Source organism: Rhodoferax sp. GW821-FHT07G04, assembly GCF_059418585.1.
In genome coordinates this window covers 312,167-334,776 of record NZ_JBWKQD010000004.1, presented here as the reverse complement: position 1 = coordinate 334,776, position 22,610 = coordinate 312,167, and the positions used below count along the sequence as shown (strand labels likewise).

Here is a 22,610-nt window from a genome sequence, read left to right as displayed (position 1 = left end):
AAAATTTGCGCTAGGGAAACACCCTGATTGCAAGAGGCGTGCTAGGACTATAACCTTACGCCCATTTTCCTGATCATTTAGTCAACAAAAAGGTTTGATATGAGTTTTACAAATGTGGTGCGCTTGAGTGTGTTGGGCCTCGCGCTGGCCGCCAGCTTCCAGGCCATGGCCGAGCCCGCCATCGTGTACGACATGGGCGGCAAGTTCGACAAATCCTTCAATGAAGCAGCCTACCGCGGCATGGAGCAGTGGAAGAAGGAAACCGGCAAGCCTTACCTCGATTTCGAAATCTCCAACGAATCCCAGCGTGAGCAGGCCATCCGCCGCATGGCAGAGCGTGGCGCCAGCCCCATCATCGGTATCGGCTTTGGCCAGGCTTCCAGCATCGAGAAGATTGCCAAGGAGTTCCCCAAGCTGCAATTCGCCATCATCGACATGGTGGTGAACCAGCCCAATGTGCAATCCGTGGTCTTCAAGGAACACGAAGGCAGCTTCCTGGTCGGCGCCATGGCCTCCATGGCCAGCAAGACCGGCAAGGTGGGCTTTGTGGGCGGCATGGACATCCCGCTGATCCGCAAGTTCCAGTGTGGTTACGAGCAGGGCGCCAAGTACGCCAACCCCAAGGCCGAGGTGTTTGCCAATATGACTGGCACCACTGGTGCCGCCTGGAGCGACCCCGCGCGCGGCGGTGAGTTGGCCAAGGCCCAGTTCGCCAAGGGCGCTGATGTAGTGTTTGCCGCAGCCGGTGGCACTGGCATGGGTGTGTACCAGGCCGCCAAGGACAGCGGCAAGCTGGCTATCGGTGTGGACAGCAACCAGAACCATCTGCAGCCCGGCACCATGCTCACCTCCATGGTGAAGCGGGTGGACTTGGCCGTTTACAACGTGGCCAAGGGCCACAAGGCCGGTGTGTCTGCACTGGGCCTGAAGGAAGGCGGCGTGGACTACGCGCTGGACGACAACAACGCCAAGCTGGTGACGGCCGACATGAAGAAGAAGGTTGAGGCCATCAAGGCCGACATCGTCAGCGGCAAGATCAAGGCCGCCGACTACATGGCCGACAACGCCTGCAAGTACTGATGACGGAGACTGCCGCGCACGCGGCCATCGCGGTCCGCATGCGCGGTATCCACAAGCGCTTCGGCGCAGTGGCTGCCAATGCGGACGTCAATCTGAGCATTCCCACCGCCACCGTGCATGGCATTGTGGGAGAGAACGGCGCCGGTAAGAGCACGCTGATGTCGGTGCTCTACGGCTTCTACCAGGCCGATAGCGGCGCCATCGACATCTTTGGTCAGCCGGCCACCATTCGCAATGCGGACGACGCCATCGCGCTGGGTATTGGCATGGTGCACCAGCACTTCATGTTGGTGGACACGCTGAGCGCACTGGAAAACGTGATGCTGGGCGCCGAGCCCCATTGGCTGCTCAAGCGGGCTGATGCCCAGGTACGCAGCCAGCTCACGGCGCTGATGCAATCCACAGGGCTGCATGTGGCGCTGGACACACTGGTGTCGGATCTGCCGGTTGGTGACCGCCAGCGTCTGGAGATTCTGAAGGCGCTGTACCGTGGCGCCAAGATCTTGATTCTGGACGAGCCGACTGCGGTGCTGACACCGCAGGAGACCGAGCAGTTGTTCGATGTCTTGCGCGTGCTGCGCGAGCAGGGCACCACCGTTCTGTTGATCACCCACAAGCTCAAGGAAGTCATGCGACTGTGCGACAACGTGACCGTGATGCGCGCGGGGCGCGTGGTGCACGAGTTGCCCATTGCGCAAGCTTCTTGCGAAGGCCTGGCCGAGGCCATGGTTGGGCGCAAGGTGCAGACTGGGCGTGTGGATGAAGAGGCCAAACCCTTGGGCGAGGTCTTGCTGCAAGCCAGCAATGTGTTGGTGCGCGACGCGCTCAATGTGGTGCGCTTGCGTGGCCTGAATTTGACGCTACGGGGCGGTGAAATCGTGGGTGTGGCGGGTGTCTCAGGCAATGGCCAAAGTGAATTACTAGATGTGCTCTCGGGCCTGCTGCAACCTACCGAAGGCCAACTGCAACTGGGTGGCACCACATTTGAAGCCAGCTCTTGGCTGGACCCGCACGCGGCGCGCACATTGGGCCTGGCCCATGTGCCGGAAGACCGGCATGCACGGGCCATGGTCATGGATTTCGTGGCCTGGGAGTCGGCGGTGCTGGGCTACGAGGGGCTGCCCCAGTACTCATCCGGTGGCTGGATGCACCACACGGCGATGCGCCAAGCGACGGCCGACATGATGGAGCACTTTGATGTGCGCCCGCGCGCCCCCGAGTTGCGCAGCCGCAGCTTCTCCGGCGGCAACCAGCAAAAGCTGGTGCTGGCACGCGAGATCGGCCAAAAACCCAAGGTGCTGCTGGTGGGGCAACCCACGCGCGGCGTGGACATTGGTGCCATTGAATTCATTTACAGCCAACTGCGCGCCATGCGCGATGCGGGTTGCGCCGTGTTGGTGGTGTCCAGTGAGTTGGATGAAATATTGGCGCTGGCCAATCGGGTGATCGTGATGAACCAAGGGCGTGTAACCGGTGAGTTGGCAATAGAAGACTGCACCGAGGCCAGCATTGGCCTGTTGATGGTGGGCGATGCGATGGGGGAGGCCGCATGAGCAGCAGTGCCAATAGCACCTTGCCGCGTTGGGCGGACCTTGTGCTGCTGCCCCTGGTGTGCCTGGGTGTGGCCTTGCTCGCCGCGGGCGGCGTTGTGGCTCTGGTCGGGCAAAGTCCGACCGAGGTCATTGCGGTGCTGGTGCACGGAGCCTTCGGAACGGCGCGCGGTTTCAGCTACACGCTGTACTACGCGACCACGTTTGTGTTCACCGGGCTGGCCGTGGCGGTCGCCTTGCATGGCGGCCTGTTCAACATCGGTGGGGAGGGGCAGGCCATTCTGGGCGGGCTGGGCACGGGGCTGATAGCGCTGTGGTTGTCTCCCGTCTTGCCGGCCTGGATCATGCTGCCTTTGATGCTGTTGTCGGGTGCGCTGTTCGGCATGGTCTGGGCGTCGATTCCGGCTTACTTGCAGGCCTATCGGGGCAGCCATGTGGTCATCACCACCATCATGTTCAACTTCATTGGCAGCAGCCTTCTGGTGTATCTGCTAGTGAACCACTTGCGCCCGGCGGGTTCCATGTCGGTCGAGAGCGTCCCCTTCGCCGATTCGGCCAAGCTGCCTGCCATGCACGAAGCCTTGGCCTGGCTGGGGGTGGAGTGGCCGAGTTCGCCACTGAACCTCAGTGTGCTGTTGGCCTTGGTGGCAGCCGTTGGCGTCTATCTGTTCTTGTGGCGCACCCGCGCCGGCTACCACCTGCGTGCGGTGGGCTCCAGCGCCAGTGCTGCGGAGTATGCGGGCATGCGGCCCAAGCGCCAGATCATGATTGCGATGGCCGTGTCCGGTGCCTTGGCGGGCATGGTGGGCATGAACGAGATTGCAGGTGTCAATGGCAAGCTGCTGCTGGAGTTTGTCAGTGGTGCGGGCTTTACGGGCATTGCCGTGGCCCTGATGGGGCGTAACCACCCGGTGGGCATTGTGCTGGCCAGTATCCTGTTCGGTGCGCTGTTTCAAGGTGGGGCCGAGGTTGCCTTTGAAGTGCGCGGTTTTAGCCGTGACATGGTGGTCATGCTGCAGGGCTTTATCGTGCTGTTTTCGGGCGCCATGGCCTATGTGATTGCGCCCATCGTGGCGCGCGTGTTGGCGCTGGTTATCCGTGTACTACCCAAGTCCAATGCTGCGTCAGGAGCTGCCCATGGATGACGCATTGTTGGGGACCATGCTGGCGTCTACGTTGCGCCTGGCGACCCCTCTTATTTTTTGCGCCTTGGCGGGTTTGTTCTCGGAGCGCTCGGGCGTTGTGGACATCGGCCTGGAAGGCAAGATGCTCTTCGCAGCCTTTGCGGCGGGTGCCGTGGGCGCGGTGTCGGGTTCCACGACGCTAGCGATGCTGGCCGCCTTGGGCATCGCCGTCGCCTTGTCGTGGATGCACGGCCTGGCCTGTGTCAGCCACAAAGGTGACCAGGTGGTGTCCGGTGTGGCCATCAACATCATCGCATCGGGCTTGACCGTGGTGCTGGGCATTGCCTGGTTCGCTCAGGGGGGGCAGACCCCGCCGGTGACCACGGCCGTTCGCATCCAGCCTCTGCTGCCACAGGCGGCTGCTAGCCTGGCGGGTGTTCCCTGGGTCGGGCCGCTGTTGGGTGAGGGCCTCTTGAGCCACAACGCCATGGTGTATTTGGCCTTGGCCCTGGTGCCAGCTTCGTGGTGGTTGCTGTTTCGCACCCGCTTTGGCCTGCGCCTGCGGGCGGTGGGTGAAAACCCGCAGATGGTGGATGCGGCAGGTGTATCGGTCTCCGGTCTGCGCTATACCGCGCTCACGTTGAATGGCGTGTTGTGCGGCTTGGCGGGCAGCTACCTGGTGCTGGCCCAAAGTGCCAATTTCTCTCCGAATATGACAGCCGGCCGCGGCTTCATGGCGCTGGCAGCGCTCATCTTTGGCCGCTGGTACCCGGTGGGTGCTCTGTGGGCCTGCCTGCTGTTTGGCTTCCTGGATGCCGCTGCCATCCGCATGCAAGGTGTGGCCTTGCCTTTGGTGGGCGAAGTGCCCGTGCAAGCCATCCAGGCCTTGCCTTATGTGTTGACGGTTGTTCTATTGGCCGGTTTCATTGGCACGGCGGTCGCACCCAAGGCTCTGGGGCGTCCTTATAGCAAGGACCGCTAAGTAGCGAAGTAGTCAGGAAACCGATGGCATACACTGCTAGAGTCTCGGCTTGGCAAACGCTTGTGGCCCAGCCCTCTTAGTTTTACCATCGCGTCACTACTACCAGCATGTCATCCAGTATTTGGGTCAAAGTGGTTGGATTCAGCGCAGTTGAGCGGCACTCGCTCAACACGCTGTTTCGCCTGTCCGTGCGCCAGACGCCTGCCTATTGCTTGTGGACGCCGGATGCGCCGGCGCCACCCCATGTGTCTTTGATTGATATGGACTGCCACGAGGCCGAAGTCGAGCTGGCTTCGCCCACCTTCAACCCCCATCTGAAGACCATTTGCGTAGGCACAAAAACCCATCCGCAGGCCTGGCGCTCGTTCCACCGCCCGGTGGATTGGAATGCGATGGTGCAGGTGTTGGATGGTTTGTTTGCCTCCCACGCGTATGTGGATGTGGTGACTGGCTTTGACGAGCTGGAGGAGCAAACGGTGCCGCCGGGTGTGCGGGTCTCGCTGTTGGTCGGCCTGAACCGCGAGGACGGCATGTACCTGCGAGCACGGCTTTCCTTGGCGGGGTTGACCGACGTGGATGAGGCAGAGACCGAACGCCAAGCCAGCATTCGCATGGAGCACCGCCACTACGATGTGGTCATGGTCAGCCTGGAATTGGCAGATGCAGACCCTTGGGCATTGGTGGAAAGCATCAAGGCGCTGCCCACGCCGCCCCAGGCCATCATTTTGACGACCGACAAACCCTCCTGGTCTGTGATGGAGCGGGCCGAGCAGTCCGGCTGCGCCGGCTTGCTGGAAATCCCCTTCAACCCGCCCCAGGTCCTGGGGTTGCTGCAAAAAGTCTAGGCCTCTGACTCGCTGCCGGACCGCCGTTGCAGGCGGTTAGCGTCCAGGCTGCGCGCCAGACTCTGGGCCACGGGCAGCGGCTCACCGCCCAGGCGAGCGGCCAGCAACTGGGCACACAAAGCGGAAAAACTCAAGCCCCTGGACCCCATGCCAACGCATAGCCACAGGCCTGTATGGGGACCGGTATCGATAGGTCCTACCAAGGGCAGGCGGTCGTGCGTGGTGCAGCGCGTAGACGACCATTGCATGGCGGGATTCTGCAGCAATGCCTCCACTAACTGCGATCCTTCACGGGCCAGCAATTGCCGCAAGCGCTTCACATTGATCGCATGCTGCGCCACTAGGTCGGTTGCCAAAATGCCATCCGTCTCGAAGGTTGAGCCGGCATACCATTGCTCACCGTCCGCGCCAGGTATGTGGGGGATGAAGCTGCCATTGCCGTTGATGGGCGTGGCAGGCAAACCCGGCGTCATCTGGGCATGGTGGCCGTAGCTCAAGGTGCCATGCACCGCTTGCAGGGCGTTTAGCTTGTCGCGTAGATCCGCACCGGCCGAAGTGGTAGTGGGGAGTGTGTTCAGCAACGCAACGCTGCCGATGGCATTGGCCAATACCACGGTCTCAAACGGACCGAGCTCTTCGCCCAACCCATCGCACAGCCACCAGACACCGTCGTCGGTGCGCAGGAGGGCATTGATGCGGTGTCCGCCAATAAAGCGTATGCCGGGGGCGGATAACCAGGCCTGCACCAGCTTGGCAGGCTTGATCCAGCAGGCCGTGGGGTGCCAAAGTGTGCTGCCGTCGGGGCGCCGCTCTTCCACACCAATGGGGTTCCAGTCGTGCCCCATTTGGAGGAGTTGGTGTGCATGCTGGGCCAGCAGGTGGATGCCACTCCGGGACAGGCGGGCGCGGGGGTTGTCGTCGGCTGACACATGGGGCACAGCGAGGCCAACGGGCAGGCCCGAGGCACCACCGGCCGGCGTGGTGTGCTGATCGACCACGCAGACATCCCAACCCCGCACCGCCAAGGCATGGGCCACGCTGGCACCGGCTATGCCGGCACCCAGCACCGCGCAACGGGAGGGGCTTTGAACCCTGTGCCGTGTATCGGTGCGGGTGGTTGGAATGTCCCAAATGGGATCGAAGCGCCCAAGCAAGCGTTGATTGTCCGACGACAACGCATCCAATTGAAATCCCACTGCCCGCAGCAGAGGGACGCACTGCGAGTCTGCGACTGGCGCCATCATCCGCATGCAGATACGTGCGCCGCGCTTGCAACGCCGTGCCAGCAGTTGCGCGGCCCATTTGTCTGCGGGCTGTTCCGCAAATAAGGTGTCGGCTTGGAAAGTCAATTCGGCCAATAAAGCCTGGCGGTCGCCCAGGCACAGGGTTACAGAAACCCGGCCGCCCTCCAATACCAGGCGGTGAAAGCCGCTGCCCAGTTCCGTGCACTGCGCTGCGAAATCGTGCCAGCCCTTGGGTGTTTCGTGCCCGGTATGTGCGGCCAACCAGGTTTCTATGGATGGGGCGACGACCACATAATGCAGCATGTGCGGCCGCTGCGGATCGTGCTGCCATGTCAGCCAGATGTCTGCCAAGTGTGCGCCGCTTGCGTCGGCGGCATCCAGTACAGTCCACGCATGGTGCCCAGCCCACGCGGCCGGTAGACCACAAGATGCCAGGTCACCCTGCGGCAGCATGGGGACGTAGTTCAGGCGCTGGGCGGCACATAGCCCTGGGCCGCATCGGCGCCAGAGCCAAAGAAATGGTTTTCCATCTGACGGGCCAAGTACTGGCGGGCGCGGGCATCGGCCAGGTTCAGGCGATTTTCGTTGACCAGCATGGTCTGGTGCTTGAGCCAGGCGGCCCAGGCTTCTTTGCTCACGCTTTCCCAGATGCGTTTACCCAGGTCGCCAGGGTAGGGGGGAAAGTCCAGCCCTTCAGCCTCTTTGCCCAGCTTGATACAGTTGACGGTGCGTGCCATGAGAAACCTCTGCTTGATGAAAAAAATGGGGCTCAAAAGGGAGCCCATAGGCTGAATCTTATTCGCTTTGTGCGGGTTGGGCTTTCGGCGGGTAGATGGGCTGGGAACTTCGCGGGCAAAATGCACACCAACTCCGCAGTGCGCTCACCCAGGAGCGCTTACTTTTGACAGGACCGTTATTTTGAACTTCGTTTTGGCACTCTTTGACACGGCCCCCCGCCGCATCCTGGCGACCATCTGTTTGGCCTGTGTGGGCATGCTGGCCTTTGGCATGTATTTGCAGCATGTGGTGGGATTGAATCCATGTCCGATGTGCGTTGTGCAGCGCTACGCTCTCGTTTTGGTAGCATTGTGTGCAGCGTTAACGGGGGCTAGCGGCCGAAAAGGTATACACATATTTGGTGGCGTGGTGTTGGTCCTGTTGGCCATCGCCGGCGCCTATGTGGCAGCCCGCCAGAGCTGGCTGCAGTGGTATCCGCCCGAGGTCGTGTCCTGCGGGCGCGATATCTACGGCATGATCGAAACCTTCCCGCTGCAACGCGCCATTCCCATGATCTTCAAAGGCGGCGGCGATTGCACCAAGGTGGATTGGACCTTCCTGGGCGGTTCCATCGCCAACTGGTCCTTTGTGTGTTTCTGCGGTCTAGCCTTATTGGGCGGCGTGTTGGTGTGGAGGCGTAGCCGCAAGGCTTGACGCACAAGCGGTGTATTCGCACCGTTAGTCTTCGTCCCTTGTCCGTGCGGCCTGCTTACATGCCGTAACACCGTACCCGTGCCCGGTGGCAGGGGCTTCACCCCCGTGTGATAAGGTTTATAAAACGGAGGGATGGAATGAAGAGCAGAAAAGAAAAACTTCTGGGTGGCCTTGACTTGGCCAATCTCGTCGGTGCAGAAATCGGGCCATTGCACAATCCGCTTGTCAGCAAAGGCCTGGGCCATGTGATCTATGTCGACCACTGCGATGCTGACCAGTTGCGCGCGAACTATGCCAATGACAAGAATGTTGATTTAGCAAAGATCTGCGTGGACGCCGTCTGGGGAGCACAGACCCTGCGGCAGGGGATCGATGGCTACTTTGCTGGCGCAGGTACCGCCACCCAGGTGCTGGATTACGTCGTTGCTTCCCATGTCATCGAGCACGTGCCTGACTTAGTGACATGGCTGAACGAGATCCGGTCCATTTTGAAGAGCGATGGCGCTGTCAGGCTGGCTGTTCCCGATCGGCGCTATACCTTTGACTACCTGCGCCGCCCGACGAATCTGACCGACGTGATGGCTGCATTTGCCAGCAAAGCGCGCATTCCTACAACTCAGTGCCTCCTTGATTTTTGCTTGAACGAAATTCCCGTAGACAGCATTGCAGCGTGGAATGGCACGCTGGATGTCGCTTCACTGAAGAAGGCACACACGCTGGAAGGCGCCTTGCAGGTTGCGCGGGATGCCCTTGTAAATGGGACTTACCACGATGTGCACTGCTGGGTATTTACACCTGCATCCTTTGCCGCACTATTTGCCGAAATGTCGCAGCATGGCCTGATCGATTTTGCGTGCGCCGATTTTTATGACACTGAGCGCAATGAGATCGAGTTCATCGTGAACATGCGGGTCTGTGACGACGCCCTTGAGCGCACGCAGAGTTGGCAGCGCATGTCTGTTCTGGCCCAGTACAAAGCGCCGGTAGCCAACAAGGCCGCTGATACCGAACCGGAGCCTGCGAAAGAATTGGTGCTAGGCTAGTTTCTTCACCAGCACTTGGCTCTTGCGGTCCCAGTTGTACTTGCGCTTGCGGGCCTCGGGCAGCCATTCGGGGTCGACCTGCACAAAGCCGCGTTTGATGAACCAGTGCATGGTGCGGGTGGTCAGCACGAAGATGCTGTCCAGGCCGGCGGCCTTGGCGCGCTGTTCCACGCGTTTCAACACGCGCTCTCCATCTCCCTGGCCCTGCACATCGGGCGATACGGTCAGTGCGGCCATTTCGGCGGTGCGGGCTTCGGGGTAGGGGTAGAGCGCGGCACAGGCGAAGATCACGCCGTCGTGCTCGATGATGGTGTAGTTGCCGACATCGCGTTCTATCTCGGTGCGGCTGCGTTTGACCAGCGTGCCGTCCTTCTCGAAGGGCTCTATCAACTGCAGGATGCCGCCCACGTCCTCGACCGAGGCCTCGCGCAGCTCTTCCAGCTTCTCGTCCACCACCATGGTGCCTATGCCGTCGTGCACATACACCTCCAGCAGGATGGAGCCGTCCACCGAGAAAGGGATGATGTGGCTGCGCTCCACGCCATTCTTGCAGGCCTTGACGCAGTGCTGCAGGTAAAAGGCCGTGTCGGTGGGATGGTTGGCTGCGGGCAGCTGCTGTAGCAACAGTTCGGCGGCGGCCAGCGGCAATTCGGTGTCGACAGGGTTGTCTTCGGATGGCGCTTCGGAGGGCCGCATGCGAATGCCGGGTACCTCGGTCACAAAGATCAGCTTGTCGGCCTGCAGGGCCGTGGCGACCGAGGTGGCCACTTCTTCCATGGCCAGGTTGAAGGCCTCGCCGGTTGGTGAAAAACCAAAGGGCGAGACCAGCAGCAGGGCACCCATGTCGAGCACGCGGGTGATGCCCGCCGTGTCGACCTTGCGCACAAGACCCGAGTGTTGAAAGTCGATGCCGTCCACGATGCCCACGGGGCGCGCGGTGATGAAGTTGCCGGAGATGACCCGCACGGTAGAGTCCGCCATCGGCGTATTGGGCAGGCCTTGGCTGAATGCCGCTTCGATCTCGTAGCGCAATTGCCCGGCGGCCTCTTGCGCGCAATCCAGCGCCACCTCGTCGGTGATGCGCATGCCGTGGGAGTACTTGGCGGCATGGCCTTTGGCTTTGAGCTGTTCATTCACCTGGGGCCTGAAGCCATGCACCAGCACGATCTTCACACCCATGCTTTGGATCATGGCCAGGTCCTGCGCCAGATGGGGCAGCTTGCCAGCGGCAATGGCTTCACCTGCGATGCCCACCACAAAGGTCTGGTTGCGAAACTTGTGGATGTAGGGCGCGACCGAGCGAAACCAGGGGACGAAGGTGAAATTGAAAACAGTGGTCATGGCACTCGGGTTAGGGCGGCAATAGGGGCAGCGAGACTGGGATAATCCCTGATTCTCTACGAAGTTTGTACCTTGACCTCCAGCTCCCTGCACATTGAGTTCCCCGAATCCCTGCCGGTATCGGGCAAACGCGAAGAAATCATGGCCGCCATGGCCGCCCACCAAGTCATCATCGTCTGCGGCGAGACCGGTTCGGGCAAGACCACACAGCTACCCAAGATCGCACTGGCCATGGGGCGGGGCAAGCTGAACTATCCCTCTGGGCAAAGGGGCAAACTCATCGGCCACACCCAGCCGCGCCGCATTGCGGCCAGCAGCGTGGCCAAGCGCATTGCGGAAGAGCTGAAGACGCCGTTGGGCGATGTGGTGGGTTTCAAGGTGCGGTTCAACGACCGGTTGGGCAAGGATGCATCAGTCAAACTGATGACCGATGGTATTTTGCTGGCCGAGACGCAGACCGACCCGCTGCTCAACGCCTATGACACCATCATCATCGACGAGGCGCACGAACGCAGCCTGAACATCGACTTCCTGCTGGGCTATTTGCGCCAGATTTTGCCGCGCAGGCCAGACCTGAAGATTGTGGTGACCTCGGCCACGATTGACGCCCAGCGTTTTGCAGACCATTTCAAATCCAGCAAAGGACCTGCCCCCGTCATCATGGTGTCGGGCCGCATGTTCCCGGTGGAGCAGCGCTATAGGCCGTTTGAAGAGTCGCGCGAATACGATCTGAATGACGCGATTGCCGATGGTGTGGACGAGCTCTGGCGGGACCACCACAACCAGGGTGACATCCTGGTCTTTCTGCCCGGCGAACGCGAGATCCGCGAGGCGGCGGACCACCTGCGCAAGCACCTGAGCCACCAGCCCATCATGCGCAGCGCAGAAGTGCTGCCGCTGTTCGCCCGCCTGAGCCCTGCAGAGCAGGACCGCATCTTTGACGGCCATACCGGCCGGCGCGTGGTGCTGGCCACCAATGTGGCCGAGACCTCGCTGACCGTGCCCGGCATACGCTACGTCATCGATGCGGGTACTGCCCGCGTCAAACGTTACAGCTTCCGCAGCAAGGTGGAGCAACTCCTGGTGGAGCCCATCAGCCAGGCCGCTGCCAACCAGCGCTCCGGCCGCTGCGGGCGGGTAGCCAACGGTATCTGCATCCGCCTCTACGACGAGAAAGACTTCAACGGACGCGAGCGCTTCACCGACCCGGAAATCTTGCGCTCCTCACTGGCTGGCGTCATCCTGCGCATGAAGTCGCTACACCTGGGCATCGTGGAAGACTTTCCGTTTCTGGAACGTCCCAGCGGGCGCGCCATTGCCGATGGCTACCAATTGCTGAACGAGTTGGGTGCCGTGGACGACGCGAATGAGCTGACACCGCTGGGCACCGAACTGTCCCGCCTGCCGCTAGACCCGCGGGTGGGGCGCATGTTGCTGGAGGCGCGTTCTCGCGAGGCATTGGACGAGGCGCTGGTGATTGCCTCGGCACTGAGTGTGCAGGACGTGCGCGACCGACCCATGGAGGCACAGCAGCAAGCCGACACCGCGCACCAAAAGTTTGATGATGAGAAGAGTGAGTTCACCGGTTACCTGAAGCTGTGGAAGTGGATCCATGATGCGCGTGGCGGTTCTTCTGCCGAGGTGTCAGGAGCTGGGGGGGCCGGGCGTTCTGCGCAGGTAAAAGGAGGAGCCCTAAGGGCGGGGGACACGGAGCAGAACGCCCGGCCACCCCAGCTCCTAGCGCCTGCAACAACGCACAAGCTGAGCAATCGCCAGTACGAACAACTACTGCGCCAAAATTTCGTCAACATCCGCCGCGTGCGCGAGTGGAAAGACATCTACAGCCAGCTCCACACCGTAGTGGCTGAGCACAAATGGCGCCTGAACACCAAGCCCGCCAGCTACGAGCAATTGCACCTGTCCATGCTGTCGGGCCTGTTGGGCAACATCGGTTGCAAGCTGGAGGAGGGCCAGAACGGCGAATACCTGGGTGCCCGCAGCATCAAGTTCTACGCCCACCCCGGCGCACACCTGACCAAGAAGCCGGGGCGCTGGATCGTCGCCTCCGAATTGGTCGAAACCACACGCCTGTTTGGCCGCGGCCTTGCCAACATCGAACCCCAATGGCTGGAGCAGGTGGGCGGCCACCTGCTGAAAAAGCAACTGCTGGACCCGCACTGGGAGAAAAAGGCCGCCGAAGTGGTAGCGCTGGAGCGGGCCACGCTGTATGGCATCGTCGTCTACAACGGCCGTCGCACCAACTACAGCCGCGTGGACATGCCCGGCGCCCGCGAGATCTTCATTCGCCAGGCCCTGGTGGGTGGCGAGTGGGAGACACCGCTGCCATTCCTGGCCGCCAACCAGAAGCTGGTGCGCCAGGTGGAGGAGCTGGAGCACAAGTCCCGCCGACAGGATGTGCTGGTAGACGAAGAGCTGATCTACGCCTTTTACGACCAGCAGCTGCCAGCCGATGTGTGCAGCGGCTACTCGCTGGAGCGTTGGTACCGGGAAGAGGTCAAGAAGCAGCCCAACCTGCTGAAGCTCACCCGCGAGGAGCTGATGCGCCACGAGGCCGCCGGCATCACCACCGCGTCCTTTCCCAAAACCATACGCCTGGGTGGCGTGGACTGTGCCGCTACCTACCTGCACGAGCCCGGCGACCCGCGCGACGGCCTCACGGTGACCGTGCCGCTGTTTGTGCTGAACCAGGTCAGCGAGGAGCGCTGCGAATGGCTGGTGCCCGGTATGCTGAAGGACAAGGTGCAGGCCCTGCTGAAGACCCTGCACCAGCGCCCGCGTTCGCGCCTGGTGCCACTGCCCGATACGGCCACCAAGTTTGCCGAGACGCTGAACGCGCCCGAACGGTTTGGCACAGGTGGTCTGGTGGATGCCGTACTGAAGTTGGTGCGCGAAGCCACATCGCTGGATATCGTCAAGGCCGATATCAAGGTCGACATGCTGACGCCGCATTTCTTCATGAACTTCCGCGTGGTCGACGAGCATGGCCGCCAATTGGGCCATGGCCGCAACCTGGGCGCGTTGAAGGCCGAGCTGGGCGCCCAGGCGCGTGGCGCGTTCCAGGCGCTGGCAGGGCTCAAGCTGGCGCAGGCGCCGGGCGCAACGGAAGCCGTTTTCGGCAAATCACTTAAGCAAAATGAGCCTCCAGCCCTCGTAAAATCTGGATCAGCCGCTATCAAGTCAGGAGTAAACCAAACAGCTTCTCCTCAAGGCAAGACTAACCCGGCGGCGGTCACCGACCAGCGCCACACCGCCTGGACCTTTGGCGAACTGCCCGAGCTGCTGGAGATCCGCAAGGGCGGCCAGACGCTGATTGGCTTCCCGGCGCTGATCGACCAAGGGGACGCCGTCACCATCGAGGTGTTCGACGAGCCTGAGGTCTCCGCCGCCAAACACCAGGCCGGCCTGCGCCGCCTGTTTGCGCTGCAGATCAAGGATGCGCTGAAGTACCTGGAGAAGAACATCCCCGACCTGCAGAAGATGGCCGTGGCCTACATGAACGTGGGCAAGGCGGACAACGGCACCGGTGGGGGTACGGTGGAAGAGCTGCGCGAGCAGATCATTGCCGTGGCGCTGGATCGGGCCTTCTTGCTGGACCCGCTGCCCACCGACGAGTTCGCCTTCAAGCGCCGGGTGGAGGAGGGGCGTGGCCGCTTGACGCTGATCGCCAACGAGGTGGCGCGCCTGGCCGGGATCATTCTGCTAGAGCATGCCACCGCCGCCCGCAAGATCAAGGACACGAAGAATGCCCCGGACGCTGTGGCCGACTGCGCCCAGCAGATCAACCGGCTTGTGCCCAAGCGCTTTCTGCAAGCCGCGCCCTGGCCGCGCCTGCAGCACCTGGCCCGCTACCTGAAGGCCATCACGCTGCGGCTGGACAAGTACCGTGCCGACCCCGCCCGCGACGTGGCGCGCCTGGCCGAGCTGCGCCCGCTGGAACAGCGCTACTGGCGCCTGGTGGCTGAGCGCAAGGGTGCGGTCGATGAGCGCATGCAAGAGTTCCGTTGGCTGATGGAGGAGCTGCGCGTCAGCTTCTTCGCGCAAGAGTTGCGCACGCCGCAGCCCGTTAGCGTCAAGCGCCTGGAGAAGGCCTGGACGCAGATGGGCTCGTAGGGTCTGGTGCCATCCCAGGCTGGAACATCGGTGCAACCAGGGGCAGGGCCAGCACAAACGTACTGCCTTGCCCCAGCGCGCTGTGCACCTTGATGCGCCCGCCCAGGATGCCGGTGATGATGTTGTGCGTGATGTGCAGACCTAGACCAGAGCCGCCCGTGCCCAGTCGTGTCGTGAAAAAAGGATCGAACAGGCGCTTCAGGTTGGCCGGAGCAATGCCGTCGCCCCGGTCTTCCACGGTCAGCTCCATCCAGCCGGGGGCGGCCGGTTTGGCGCTGACGTAAACATCACCTGTGGCGCGGCCCGCGTAGCCGTGCAGCATCGCGTTGCTCACAAGGTTCAGCAGCACGTCCGTCAACGGGCCGGGGTAGCTGTCGATCTCTATCGTGCCCTCGACGCTGCAGTGGATCGTCAAACCCGGGCGACCACACAGCGTATCCAGGCCCTGCAGAGACTCCGCTACCGAGAACTTGCAACGCTGCGCACTCGATTGCTCCACGGCCACCTGCTTGAAACTGGATACCAGATTGGCGGCGCGCTGAAGGCTGCGCACCAGCAGTTCGCTGGCTGTCGTGGCATCCCCAATAAATGTCTCCACGGCGCTGCGGGTCAGGCCCGTGGCATAGCCCGCGGCGAAATTTTGGGCACGGTCAGCCAGTGTGCTGGCGGCTACCAAGCTGTTGCCAATGGGGGTATTGAGTTCGTGCGCCACACCTGCGACGAGGGCGCCCAGCGCGGCCAGCTTGTCCCGGCGCACCAACTCTTCCTGCGTGGCACTGAGTTCGGCTGTGCGTGCGGCTACCAGCTCTTCCAGGTGGAAGCGGTGGCGCTCCAGTTCGCGCTCGCGCCGCGTGCGCTCAATGGCGATGCCGGCAATATGGGTGGCCACATCCATCAGACCCAACTCCTTGGGCCCTGGGCTGCGCACCTCTTTGTAGTACATGGCAAAGGTACCCAGCACCACCTCGCGGTTCAAATAAATCGGCTTGGACCAGCAGGCGCGAAATCCATGCGGCTCGACCAGACTCTTATACGGCGCCCACAGCGGGTCGTTCATCAGGTCGGTCACCACGACCGATTCCTTGCGGTACATGGCCGTGCCGCAGGAGCCCACCACCGGTCCGATGGGAAACCCGTCCAGCGCCGCCATGTAGCTCGTCGGCATATTGGGTCCCGAGGCTGGGCGAATGTGGATACCGTCTTCGTCCAACAACAGCACCGAACAGTACAACCCTTCGGACTGCGATTCGATCAGCAGCATCAGGCTGTCCAGCACCTCTTTCAGCTCTACGCCTTTGGCGATCAGTTCCAGCAGATGGCTCTGCCCCTGGCGCAGGGCTTCGGCCGTATTGATGTAGGGCATTGCTAGGCCCCGCGGCTGGCGGGCAACGCCAGCGCCGTTCCGTAAGCGGGTACGGCAGGGCGGCCGCCACGGCCGTCGTCGCGCAGTTTGAAGACACTGACCGATCGCGCCAGAACCGCGCTTTGCTCTTCCAGGCTGTGGGCCACGGCCGCAGCTTCCTCGACCAGTGCAGCGTTTTGCTTGGTGACATCGTCCATATGGGCAACGGTCTGGTTGATCTGCTCGATACCCGCGCGCTGCTCCTGACTGGCACCGGTGATCGCGGCCATGATGTTGGTCACTTGTTGGACCGATGCACCGATCTCCTGCATCGTGGCGCCTGCCTGGTGCACCAGGCGGGAGCCATCTTCGACCCGCTCGGTGGAACTCGTGATCAGGCTTTTGATTTCCTTGGCGGCCTCGGCCGAGCGTTGTGCCAAGCTACGCACCTCGGCCGCCACCACCGCAAAGCCACGCCCCTGGTCGCCCGCACGCGCGGCCTCCACTGCCGCGTTTAGCGCCAGGATATTGGTCTGGAAGGCAATCCCGTCGATGACGCCGATGATGTCGGCAATCTTGTGCGACGACTCGGTGATCTTGTCCATGGTGGAGACCACTTGCGACACCACATCGCCGCCACGCCCGGCAATCTTGGAGGTGTCTATCACCAGTTGATTCGCCTGGCTGGCGTTGTCGGCGTTCTTGCGCACGGTGCTGGTCAACTCCTGCATATTGGACGAGGCATGGGCCAGCGCGTTGGACTGCGACTCCGTGCGCTGCGACAAATCCTGGTTGCCGGCGGCCACCTCCTTGGTCGCCGTCGCAATGGCAAGGGCGCCGTTGCGCACCTCGCCCACGATGCGGGCCAGGCTGTCATTCATATCGTCCAGCGCCTGGCATAGCTGGCCGATCTCGTCGCGCGAGCGTATCGTCACGCGGGCCGTCAAATCACCGGCGGTCACGCACTTGGCAAAGGCCAGGGCCTCGTTCAACGGGTCCAGGGTGCTGCGGCGCAGCAGCCAGAAGATAGCCACCACTGCCAACATGCCGGCAATGCATTCGGCCAACACCAGGTTCTTGATGAAGGCCACAGCCTCGGACACCAGCACGACGAACTTGGACGAGTTGTCGAAGATGACAATCATCTCTGGGCGCACGTTCACAGCGAATTCCTGGCTGATGCCGGTGCCGGGCGCTGCCACCAGCGCCGCGCGGAGTTTTTGGTGGTCTTTGATGTCCTTGGCGGGCAGGTCGAAGATGTCGCTGAAGCCCATCATCCTGAAAATCAGCTGCTCGATGTAGAACACCTCGGTGTCGGCACGCCCGGCCAGCACGATGTTCTCGTCAATGGCTTTGAGCAGGTCCTCACGTCGCAGCGCCTCGGCCGCCTTGCCGCCTTGCTCGGCCAGCTTGAAGGCCGTGTCGATGCGCATCACGTTTTCCAGGTGGTTGCGCTCCAGGTAGTGGAACAGGGCGCCTTTGCCCATCAGGCGAAGCCCCCATAGGGTGTTGAGCGACACCAGAATGACCACGACCAGGCCGATCATGAACTTCTTTTTGAGGGTCAGGTCCTGCATAAGGCGTGGCTCCATGCGCTCTAAGTATGGACCCGAAAATAGGCCCAGCGGCCTTATCTGTCAAGGGCGATAAGTGCGTATGGCCGGAAGCACCCGCGCATTCACCGTCCTTTACACAACGTCGGCTTGGGTGGCGGCCTTGACGGTGCAGGGCAACACCAGCGTAAACGTCGTACCCGTACCGGAGGGGCTCTGAACAAATATGCGACCGCCCAGGGGGCCATGCACGATGTTGTGTGCAATATGCAGACCTAAGCCGGTGCCCCCTTGGCCCATTTTTGTGGTGAAAAATGGATCGAAAATCTTGCCAAGGTCTTTTGCCGGAATGCCCTGCCCGTTGTCATGCACGGTGATGTGTACGTGCTGGCCAACCTGCTCACAGGCCACGGTGATGGTTCCGGCCTGACCCTTGTCGAAACCATGGAGGATGGCGTTCATGACCAGGTTGGTAAGCACTTGACCCAGCGGGCCCGGATAGGTGTGCATGGCAATGCCCGCTTGCAGACGCTGCACCAATTGGATGGGCGGCTTGAGTACATGGGCCATGACCGATAGCACTTCGGAAATTTGCTCGCCCAGGTCAAATTCCCGCGCTAGGTCCGTGGTCTGGTCAACCGCTACTTGTTTGAAATTCTGAATCAACTCGGCGGAGCGCTTTGCACTGGTCAACAGCAGCTGCGTACCTTCCTGGTTTTGCTCCAAAAACTGCGCCATGGCGCTGCGGGTGACTGTTCCATCGGCGACGGACTGTGCAAACTTTTCGGATACTTCGCGCAGCGTGCTGGCTACTGTTACCAGGTTGCCGATGGGGGTGTTGAGCTCATGGGAAACGCCGGCCACCAAGCGGCCCAGAGATGCCAATTTTTCGGCCTGAACCAGTTGGTCCATGGCTGCGCGCAACTCCTCGTTGGCGAGCGCCAATTGGGTGGTCCGCTCCAGTACGCGGATCTCCAGGTCTTCATTGACGCGGCTGGCGCGTTCTTCGGCCAGCTTCTGCTCGGTAATGTCCATCAGCGTTTCGATGGCGCCTACGACCTTGCCCCTACCATCGCGTAACGGCGACGCGCAAAAGTGCAACCAACGCCCCGCGCCAGCGGCCATATGTTGGAAAAAGCCTGTGCTCTCGAATGCATCTGGATTCACGTGCGAGCGCTTGCAGGCCTCGCCGTAGTAGCCGAGCAATTCAATCTGATCGCCACCGTCTACGATCAGATTGGCCATGACGGGCCTGGGCTGAGGGTAAAACACGCGCCATACGTCTTTTTTCCCCAGCATCTCCAAGGCCTCGACCCCCAAAATGCGCTCGCACGCCGGGTTCCAGATGACAACCCTATGCTGATCGTCCAGTACAAAGGTTGGTACCGGGTTGCCGTGCAACACCTGGACCAAACGGCTTTCGCTGTCTTGCAGCGCCGCTAGCGTCTGGCGTTGTTCCGTGACGTCGAAGCCCATGCCGATCAGACCCGCGATTTGGCCTTCGTGGTTGCGAAAGGTCGCCTTCCAGAAGTCGACATCGCGTACCCCCTTGCCGCGCGTGCCAATCTGCACGGAGTAGTTTTGCGTCGCATCGGGTGCTGCAAACAAAGCCTCGTCGGCCGCCTCATAACGCTTGGCAAGCGTGTGGGGAAGAAACTCCGAAGCGCGTCTACCAATACAGTCTGACAAAGTCAGATCGGTCAATTCCAGGTAGGCCGGGTTGGCTCCCAGATAGCGCCCCTGTCTATCCTTATAGAAAACCGGCAGGGGCAGGGCGCTGAGCAGGCCTTCCAGGAAACGCGATTGGTCCGCGACCTGTGCCTCGATCTTGACGATATCGGTCAGCTCCGAGATCAGCACGATGCGGGCGCGCAACTTGCCGATTTGCGCCGGCTTGGACACGGTATCCACTACAAACAGTGCGCCATTGCGGCGCCGGTGGTGCCAGCGGTATTTGCGCAGACTGCTGCTGCCCAAGGCCAGCACTTCCTGCAAGCGCGCGTGTTCAAAGTCGGGCAGCAAGGCGTTCAGGTGCTTGCCCAGCAACTCTGTTTCAGGATAGCCATACAACTGCGCTGCTGCGGCATTGATCGCCAGAATTTTCACGGACTCTGTGTCATACAACAGCATGGGGTTGGGGTTGTCATGGAATAGCACGCGGTGCTGGGCCTCGCGTTCGGCGAGCAACTCCTCGCTGCGCTTGCGCTCGGTGATGTCCTCGACCATGGCCAGATAGCCTGCCGGGCGGCCCACTTCGTCTTGCAAGGCTGTAACCGTGAGCACGGCGGGAAAGCGCGAACCGTCGCGGCGCACACAGGTCCACTCATGCGCATTGGGTAGACCGAGCTTGGTCTTGATCACCAACACGTCAAAGCCGGGCGCTACGATTTGGCCCAACTCACTGGAGAACTGAGTTGCGCGTAACGTCACTTCAGAAGGCAAGTGGAACACCGCTGGCGTGACTTTGCCGACCAGTTCCGTTTCGCTGTACCCCAGCATCGTCTGGGCAGTGCGGCTGAAAACGGTGATGATGCCGGACACATTGGTTGCAATGATCCCGTAACCCGAATGGTTGAGGATGGCGGCGTGCAGTATGGCCGCCTGCTTTTCGGGTGACGGTGGTGGACTAAGCTTCATGCCGACAAGCAGGCACACCTTGGATGCGCAATCCAGCGTGATGCACGCATGACAGTGTCCCCATTTTTTTCATGGGCAGCACTGTCACACGCATCACTTACGTCAAGCAAACAACCATTCGCCAACAGTGGCTTTTCTCAAACTTACAGTGCGTTGTCTGTGCTCGAAGATGCCCACGGTTGGTGGTGTCGTGGTATTTATTTGGCGACGAAGAACACGTAGTCTGCGGTATAGCCTTCCTTGACACGCTTGCCGGCGTCCGCCGCTTCCACACAGCCTTTGGCTGGTGCTACGCCGCCTTCGGTGTTGAGCCGTTGTACGCTGCTCACGCGCGCCATCTTGCCGGCCGTGCCGTTGGATTTGGTGCTGAGCAGCAGCAGTGGAATGTCGTTGGCACGCGCAGCATTGGCGCGGGCCTTGACCGTGCCCAAGGTCTGGCTACCGTCTTGCGCGGCCCAGAATGGACCGGCACCATGCGTGCCGACTTTCTCATCCTTCTGGTTGTACAGATCAGCCTCGGGTGCCACAAAGACCCAGCTAAAGCCGCCCTTGTCGGAGGGCTTGCACTCGTAGATCTGTGAGCCAATGGCATGCCACACAAAGCCCGCACGCTCGGTGTCGGCCACCGCCAGTGCGGCGGGCGCAGCCGGCGCTACCACAGCCTCTGCAACTGGCGGGTTGGAGGCACAGGCGCCCAATAGGCTGACCAGGCATGCGGCCAGCACGGTACGCGAACCCAACGAGAATGGAGAAGTGAACGGTGTCATGGAATGCTTTCTATAAAGATGAAAGGGAAAAACACGACTGACAAACGACGCCGGTCCAGGTTTGGATGCAATGCGGCCCACAAATTTTTAACGCCTATTTTTTGTCGGGGCTGCATCTGTTTGCCGATGCGCGTCGTTTATCCCAGGTGCTGTCTTGCAGCGCATTGCTTTCAAACCCATTTCTAAAAGGATGCTTCCATGCACGCAAAAAACCTTCGCTCATTCTTCGTTGTGCCCTTCATGGTTCTGGCATGCGCCAGCGCTGCGCAGGCGGCCGATATGCAGACCACACCGGTCGAGAACGCGCAGGTCGACGACTTCACCGCAGGCAAAAAAGCGATTGATAGCAAGCAGTGGGCCGAGGCCGTGACCAGCTTCAGCAAGGTCGTTGCAAAAAACCCCAAGAATGCTGACGCCTACAACTACCTGGGCTACTCCAACCGCTGGCTGGGCAAATACGATGAGGCCTTTGCTGCCTATGGCAAAGCCCTGGCCCTGGACCCCAACCACCGGGGAGCGCTGCAGTACTCTGGCATCGCCTATCTGAAGACCGGCCAAAAAGCGCAGGCCCAGGTGCAGTTGGCCAAGCTGCAGACTCTGTGCGCCACCTGCACTGAGACATCCGAGTTGGCCAAGGCCGTGTCCGCAGCGCAATAAAGCAAAAGGTACCGCCATGACCCTGCACGCTCACTCGGTTCGTAGATTTTTGTCATTTGCTATCGTTTTGCTAGCTACTTGCGCCTATTCCACGAGGGCTAGCGCTGCAAATGTCTCAGTGACGGTGCTGGACAAGGACGGCAAGCCCGTGCCCAATGCCGTGGTCGTGGTGGTGCCATCCGCCAAGTCAGATGGGCCCAGTCAAGCGCTTCCCCAGCAATCCACCGTTTACCAGGAGAAGATGCGTTTTGTGCCGGCCATCAGCATCGTGGCGTTGGGCGCCAAGGTGCAATTCGCCAACAACGACGCGTGGGAGCACCATGTTCGCGGCTCGGCGGCGGGCAGTGCCAATTTCAATGCCGCCAGCGGCGAAGGCTTCGAGCTGCGGTTGGACGGCAAACCCGCCGACAAGAAACCGCATTCGGCCGAGGTGACATTCAACAAGGTGGGTGCCGTGCTCTTGGGCTGCCATATTCACGCCTCCATGAGCGGCCACGTCTACGTCAGCGATTCGCCCTGGGCCGTGCTGACCAATGCCGATGGCGTGGCGGCGCTGGACCAATTGCCCGAGGGCGCCGCCCAGATCAAGGTCTGGCACCCCGACCAATTGGTCGATATTGCATCGCAAACACTCGTTTTAGGCGCATCGCCGGCCAAGTTGAGCATGCAACTGGGCGTGTTGCCACGCCGCAGACGGATTTAGCCCCCACGCTCCACCGCGTTGCGGGTCGCTGCCCCCAAGGGGGCTGTTTCACCTTGGGGCTGCCCGGCGGTGAAACTTCGCCCTCTCTATTAGCAAAACTGATGACCTATTAAAGGGTCATATCCGTTTGACTAAATCGTCATAGCAGTGTGGTAAGGCTGAAACAAGGGCCCCCATGGC

Annotated in this window: 17 protein-coding genes; 10 read left to right on the top strand and 7 right to left on the bottom strand. The window is 61.3% G+C overall.

Annotated elements, in window-relative coordinates:
* Window positions 1–99 precede the first annotated feature (99 nt).
* From AC07OO_RS20835 to AC07OO_RS20815, 5 genes are all read left to right on the top strand, one after another.
* Window positions 100–1,080 carry a BMP family lipoprotein gene (locus AC07OO_RS20835; protein ID WP_495084062.1) on the top strand — a complete coding sequence of 327 codons (981 nt, stop codon included), beginning with the start codon at window positions 100–102 and terminating at the stop codon, window positions 1,078–1,080.
* Window positions 1,080–2,633 carry an ABC transporter ATP-binding protein gene (locus AC07OO_RS20830; protein ID WP_495084061.1) on the top strand — a complete coding sequence of 518 codons (1,554 nt, stop codon included), beginning with the start codon at window positions 1,080–1,082 and terminating at the stop codon, window positions 2,631–2,633. The genes AC07OO_RS20835 and AC07OO_RS20830 overlap by 1 nt, the downstream gene beginning before the upstream one ends.
* Entirely contained in the window at window positions 2,630–3,775 is a 1,146-nt protein-coding gene (locus tag AC07OO_RS20825) for an ABC transporter permease (protein WP_495084060.1), read from the top strand. The genes AC07OO_RS20830 and AC07OO_RS20825 overlap by 4 nt, the downstream gene beginning before the upstream one ends.
* Window positions 3,768–4,736: an ABC transporter permease gene (locus AC07OO_RS20820; RefSeq protein WP_495084059.1), complete on the top strand. Its 969-nt coding sequence runs from the start codon at window positions 3,768–3,770 to the stop codon at window positions 4,734–4,736. The genes AC07OO_RS20825 and AC07OO_RS20820 overlap by 8 nt, the downstream gene beginning before the upstream one ends.
* Window positions 4,737–4,843: 107 nt before the next feature.
* Window positions 4,844–5,581 (top strand): hypothetical protein, encoded by a 738-nt coding sequence (locus AC07OO_RS20815; protein WP_495084058.1) that lies wholly within the window; start codon window positions 4,844–4,846, stop codon window positions 5,579–5,581.
* Here AC07OO_RS20815 and AC07OO_RS20810 read toward each other — a convergent pair.
* A complete protein-coding gene (locus tag AC07OO_RS20810) occupies window positions 5,578–7,176 on the bottom strand; it encodes an FAD-dependent oxidoreductase (protein WP_495084057.1) in 1,599 nt (532 codons plus the stop codon). The two genes, AC07OO_RS20815 and AC07OO_RS20810, sit on opposite strands and share 4 nt — an antisense overlap.
* Before the next feature lie 113 nt (window positions 7,177–7,289).
* On the bottom strand, window positions 7,290–7,562 hold the full coding sequence (locus AC07OO_RS20805) for an oxidative damage protection protein (RefSeq protein ID WP_495084056.1): 273 nt from the start codon (window positions 7,560–7,562) through the stop codon (window positions 7,290–7,292).
* A gap of 181 nt (window positions 7,563–7,743) precedes the next feature.
* Between AC07OO_RS20805 and AC07OO_RS20800 the strand changes: the two genes are divergently transcribed.
* Window positions 7,744–8,256, top strand: coding sequence for a disulfide bond formation protein B (locus AC07OO_RS20800; protein WP_495084055.1), 513 nt, complete (start codon window positions 7,744–7,746; stop codon window positions 8,254–8,256).
* Window positions 8,257–8,393: 137 nt separating this feature from the next.
* Window positions 8,394–9,299: a methyltransferase domain-containing protein gene (locus tag AC07OO_RS20795; protein ID WP_495084054.1), complete on the top strand. Its 906-nt coding sequence runs from the start codon at window positions 8,394–8,396 to the stop codon at window positions 9,297–9,299.
* Here AC07OO_RS20795 and argA read toward each other — a convergent pair.
* Entirely contained in the window at window positions 9,291–10,640 is a 1,350-nt protein-coding gene (gene argA / locus AC07OO_RS20790; protein ID WP_495084053.1) for an amino-acid N-acetyltransferase, read from the bottom strand. The genes AC07OO_RS20795 and argA overlap by 9 nt on opposite strands.
* A gap of 141 nt (window positions 10,641–10,781) precedes the next feature.
* Here argA and hrpA point away from each other — a divergent pair, with 141 nt between their 5' ends.
* Window positions 10,782–14,771: an ATP-dependent RNA helicase HrpA gene (gene hrpA / locus AC07OO_RS20785; protein ID WP_495084122.1), complete on the top strand. Its 3,990-nt coding sequence runs from the start codon at window positions 10,782–10,784 to the stop codon at window positions 14,769–14,771.
* On the opposite strand, the gene AC07OO_RS20780 is transcribed toward hrpA, so the two are convergent.
* From AC07OO_RS20780 to AC07OO_RS20765, 4 genes are all read right to left on the bottom strand, one after another.
* The gene (locus AC07OO_RS20780) at window positions 14,731–16,134 is read right to left on the bottom strand and encodes a GAF domain-containing sensor histidine kinase (protein ID WP_495084052.1); all 1,404 of its coding nucleotides are present in this window, start codon (window positions 16,132–16,134) and stop codon (window positions 14,731–14,733) included. The genes hrpA and AC07OO_RS20780 overlap by 41 nt on opposite strands.
* 2 nt (window positions 16,135–16,136) lie before the next feature.
* Complete coding sequence (locus AC07OO_RS20775; RefSeq protein ID WP_495084051.1) at window positions 16,137–17,690, bottom strand: methyl-accepting chemotaxis protein; 1,554 nt, start codon at window positions 17,688–17,690, stop codon at window positions 16,137–16,139.
* 111 nt (window positions 17,691–17,801) lie between these two features.
* Window positions 17,802–20,303 carry a PAS domain S-box protein gene (locus AC07OO_RS20770; RefSeq protein WP_495084050.1) on the bottom strand — a complete coding sequence of 834 codons (2,502 nt, stop codon included), beginning with the start codon at window positions 20,301–20,303 and terminating at the stop codon, window positions 17,802–17,804.
* A gap of 197 nt (window positions 20,304–20,500) precedes the next feature.
* Window positions 20,501–21,070, bottom strand: coding sequence for a DUF3455 domain-containing protein (locus tag AC07OO_RS20765; RefSeq protein WP_495084049.1), 570 nt, complete (start codon window positions 21,068–21,070; stop codon window positions 20,501–20,503).
* 198 nt (window positions 21,071–21,268) lie between these two features.
* On the opposite strand from AC07OO_RS20765, the gene AC07OO_RS20760 reads away from it, so the two are divergent.
* Window positions 21,269–21,727: a tetratricopeptide repeat protein gene (locus tag AC07OO_RS20760; RefSeq protein WP_495084048.1), complete on the top strand. Its 459-nt coding sequence runs from the start codon at window positions 21,269–21,271 to the stop codon at window positions 21,725–21,727.
* 16 nt (window positions 21,728–21,743) lie between these two features.
* The gene (locus tag AC07OO_RS20755) at window positions 21,744–22,430 is read left to right on the top strand and encodes a cupredoxin domain-containing protein (protein ID WP_495084047.1); all 687 of its coding nucleotides are present in this window, start codon (window positions 21,744–21,746) and stop codon (window positions 22,428–22,430) included.
* The last annotated feature ends 180 nt before the right edge of the window (window positions 22,431–22,610 follow it).

Bases quoted from the DNA above. Each gene is read 5' to 3' on its own strand.
- AC07OO_RS20835 (WP_495084062.1), top strand. From the start codon at position 100: ATGAGTTTTACAAATGTGGTGCGCTTGAGTGTGTTGGGCCTCGCGCTG.
- AC07OO_RS20830 (WP_495084061.1), top strand. From the start codon at position 1,080: ATGACGGAGACTGCCGCGCACGCGGCCATCGCGGTCCGCATGCGCGGT.
- AC07OO_RS20825 (WP_495084060.1), top strand. From the start codon at position 2,630: ATGAGCAGCAGTGCCAATAGCACCTTGCCGCGTTGGGCGGACCTTGTG.
- AC07OO_RS20820 (WP_495084059.1), top strand. From the start codon at position 3,768: ATGGATGACGCATTGTTGGGGACCATGCTGGCGTCTACGTTGCGCCTG.
- AC07OO_RS20815 (WP_495084058.1), top strand. From the start codon at position 4,844: ATGTCATCCAGTATTTGGGTCAAAGTGGTTGGATTCAGCGCAGTTGAG.
- AC07OO_RS20805 (WP_495084056.1), bottom strand. From the start codon at position 7,562: ATGGCACGCACCGTCAACTGTATCAAGCTGGGCAAAGAGGCTGAAGGG.
- AC07OO_RS20795 (WP_495084054.1), top strand. From the start codon at position 8,394: ATGAAGAGCAGAAAAGAAAAACTTCTGGGTGGCCTTGACTTGGCCAAT.
- argA (WP_495084053.1), bottom strand. From the start codon at position 10,640: ATGACCACTGTTTTCAATTTCACCTTCGTCCCCTGGTTTCGCTCGGTC.
- hrpA (WP_495084122.1), top strand. From the start codon at position 10,782: ATGGCCGCCATGGCCGCCCACCAAGTCATCATCGTCTGCGGCGAGACC.
- AC07OO_RS20780 (WP_495084052.1), bottom strand. From the start codon at position 16,134: ATGCCCTACATCAATACGGCCGAAGCCCTGCGCCAGGGGCAGAGCCAT.
- AC07OO_RS20775 (WP_495084051.1), bottom strand. From the start codon at position 17,690: ATGCAGGACCTGACCCTCAAAAAGAAGTTCATGATCGGCCTGGTCGTG.
- AC07OO_RS20770 (WP_495084050.1), bottom strand. From the start codon at position 20,303: ATGAAGCTTAGTCCACCACCGTCACCCGAAAAGCAGGCGGCCATACTG.
- AC07OO_RS20765 (WP_495084049.1), bottom strand. From the start codon at position 21,070: ATGACACCGTTCACTTCTCCATTCTCGTTGGGTTCGCGTACCGTGCTG.
- AC07OO_RS20760 (WP_495084048.1), top strand. From the start codon at position 21,269: ATGCACGCAAAAAACCTTCGCTCATTCTTCGTTGTGCCCTTCATGGTT.
- AC07OO_RS20755 (WP_495084047.1), top strand. From the start codon at position 21,744: ATGACCCTGCACGCTCACTCGGTTCGTAGATTTTTGTCATTTGCTATC.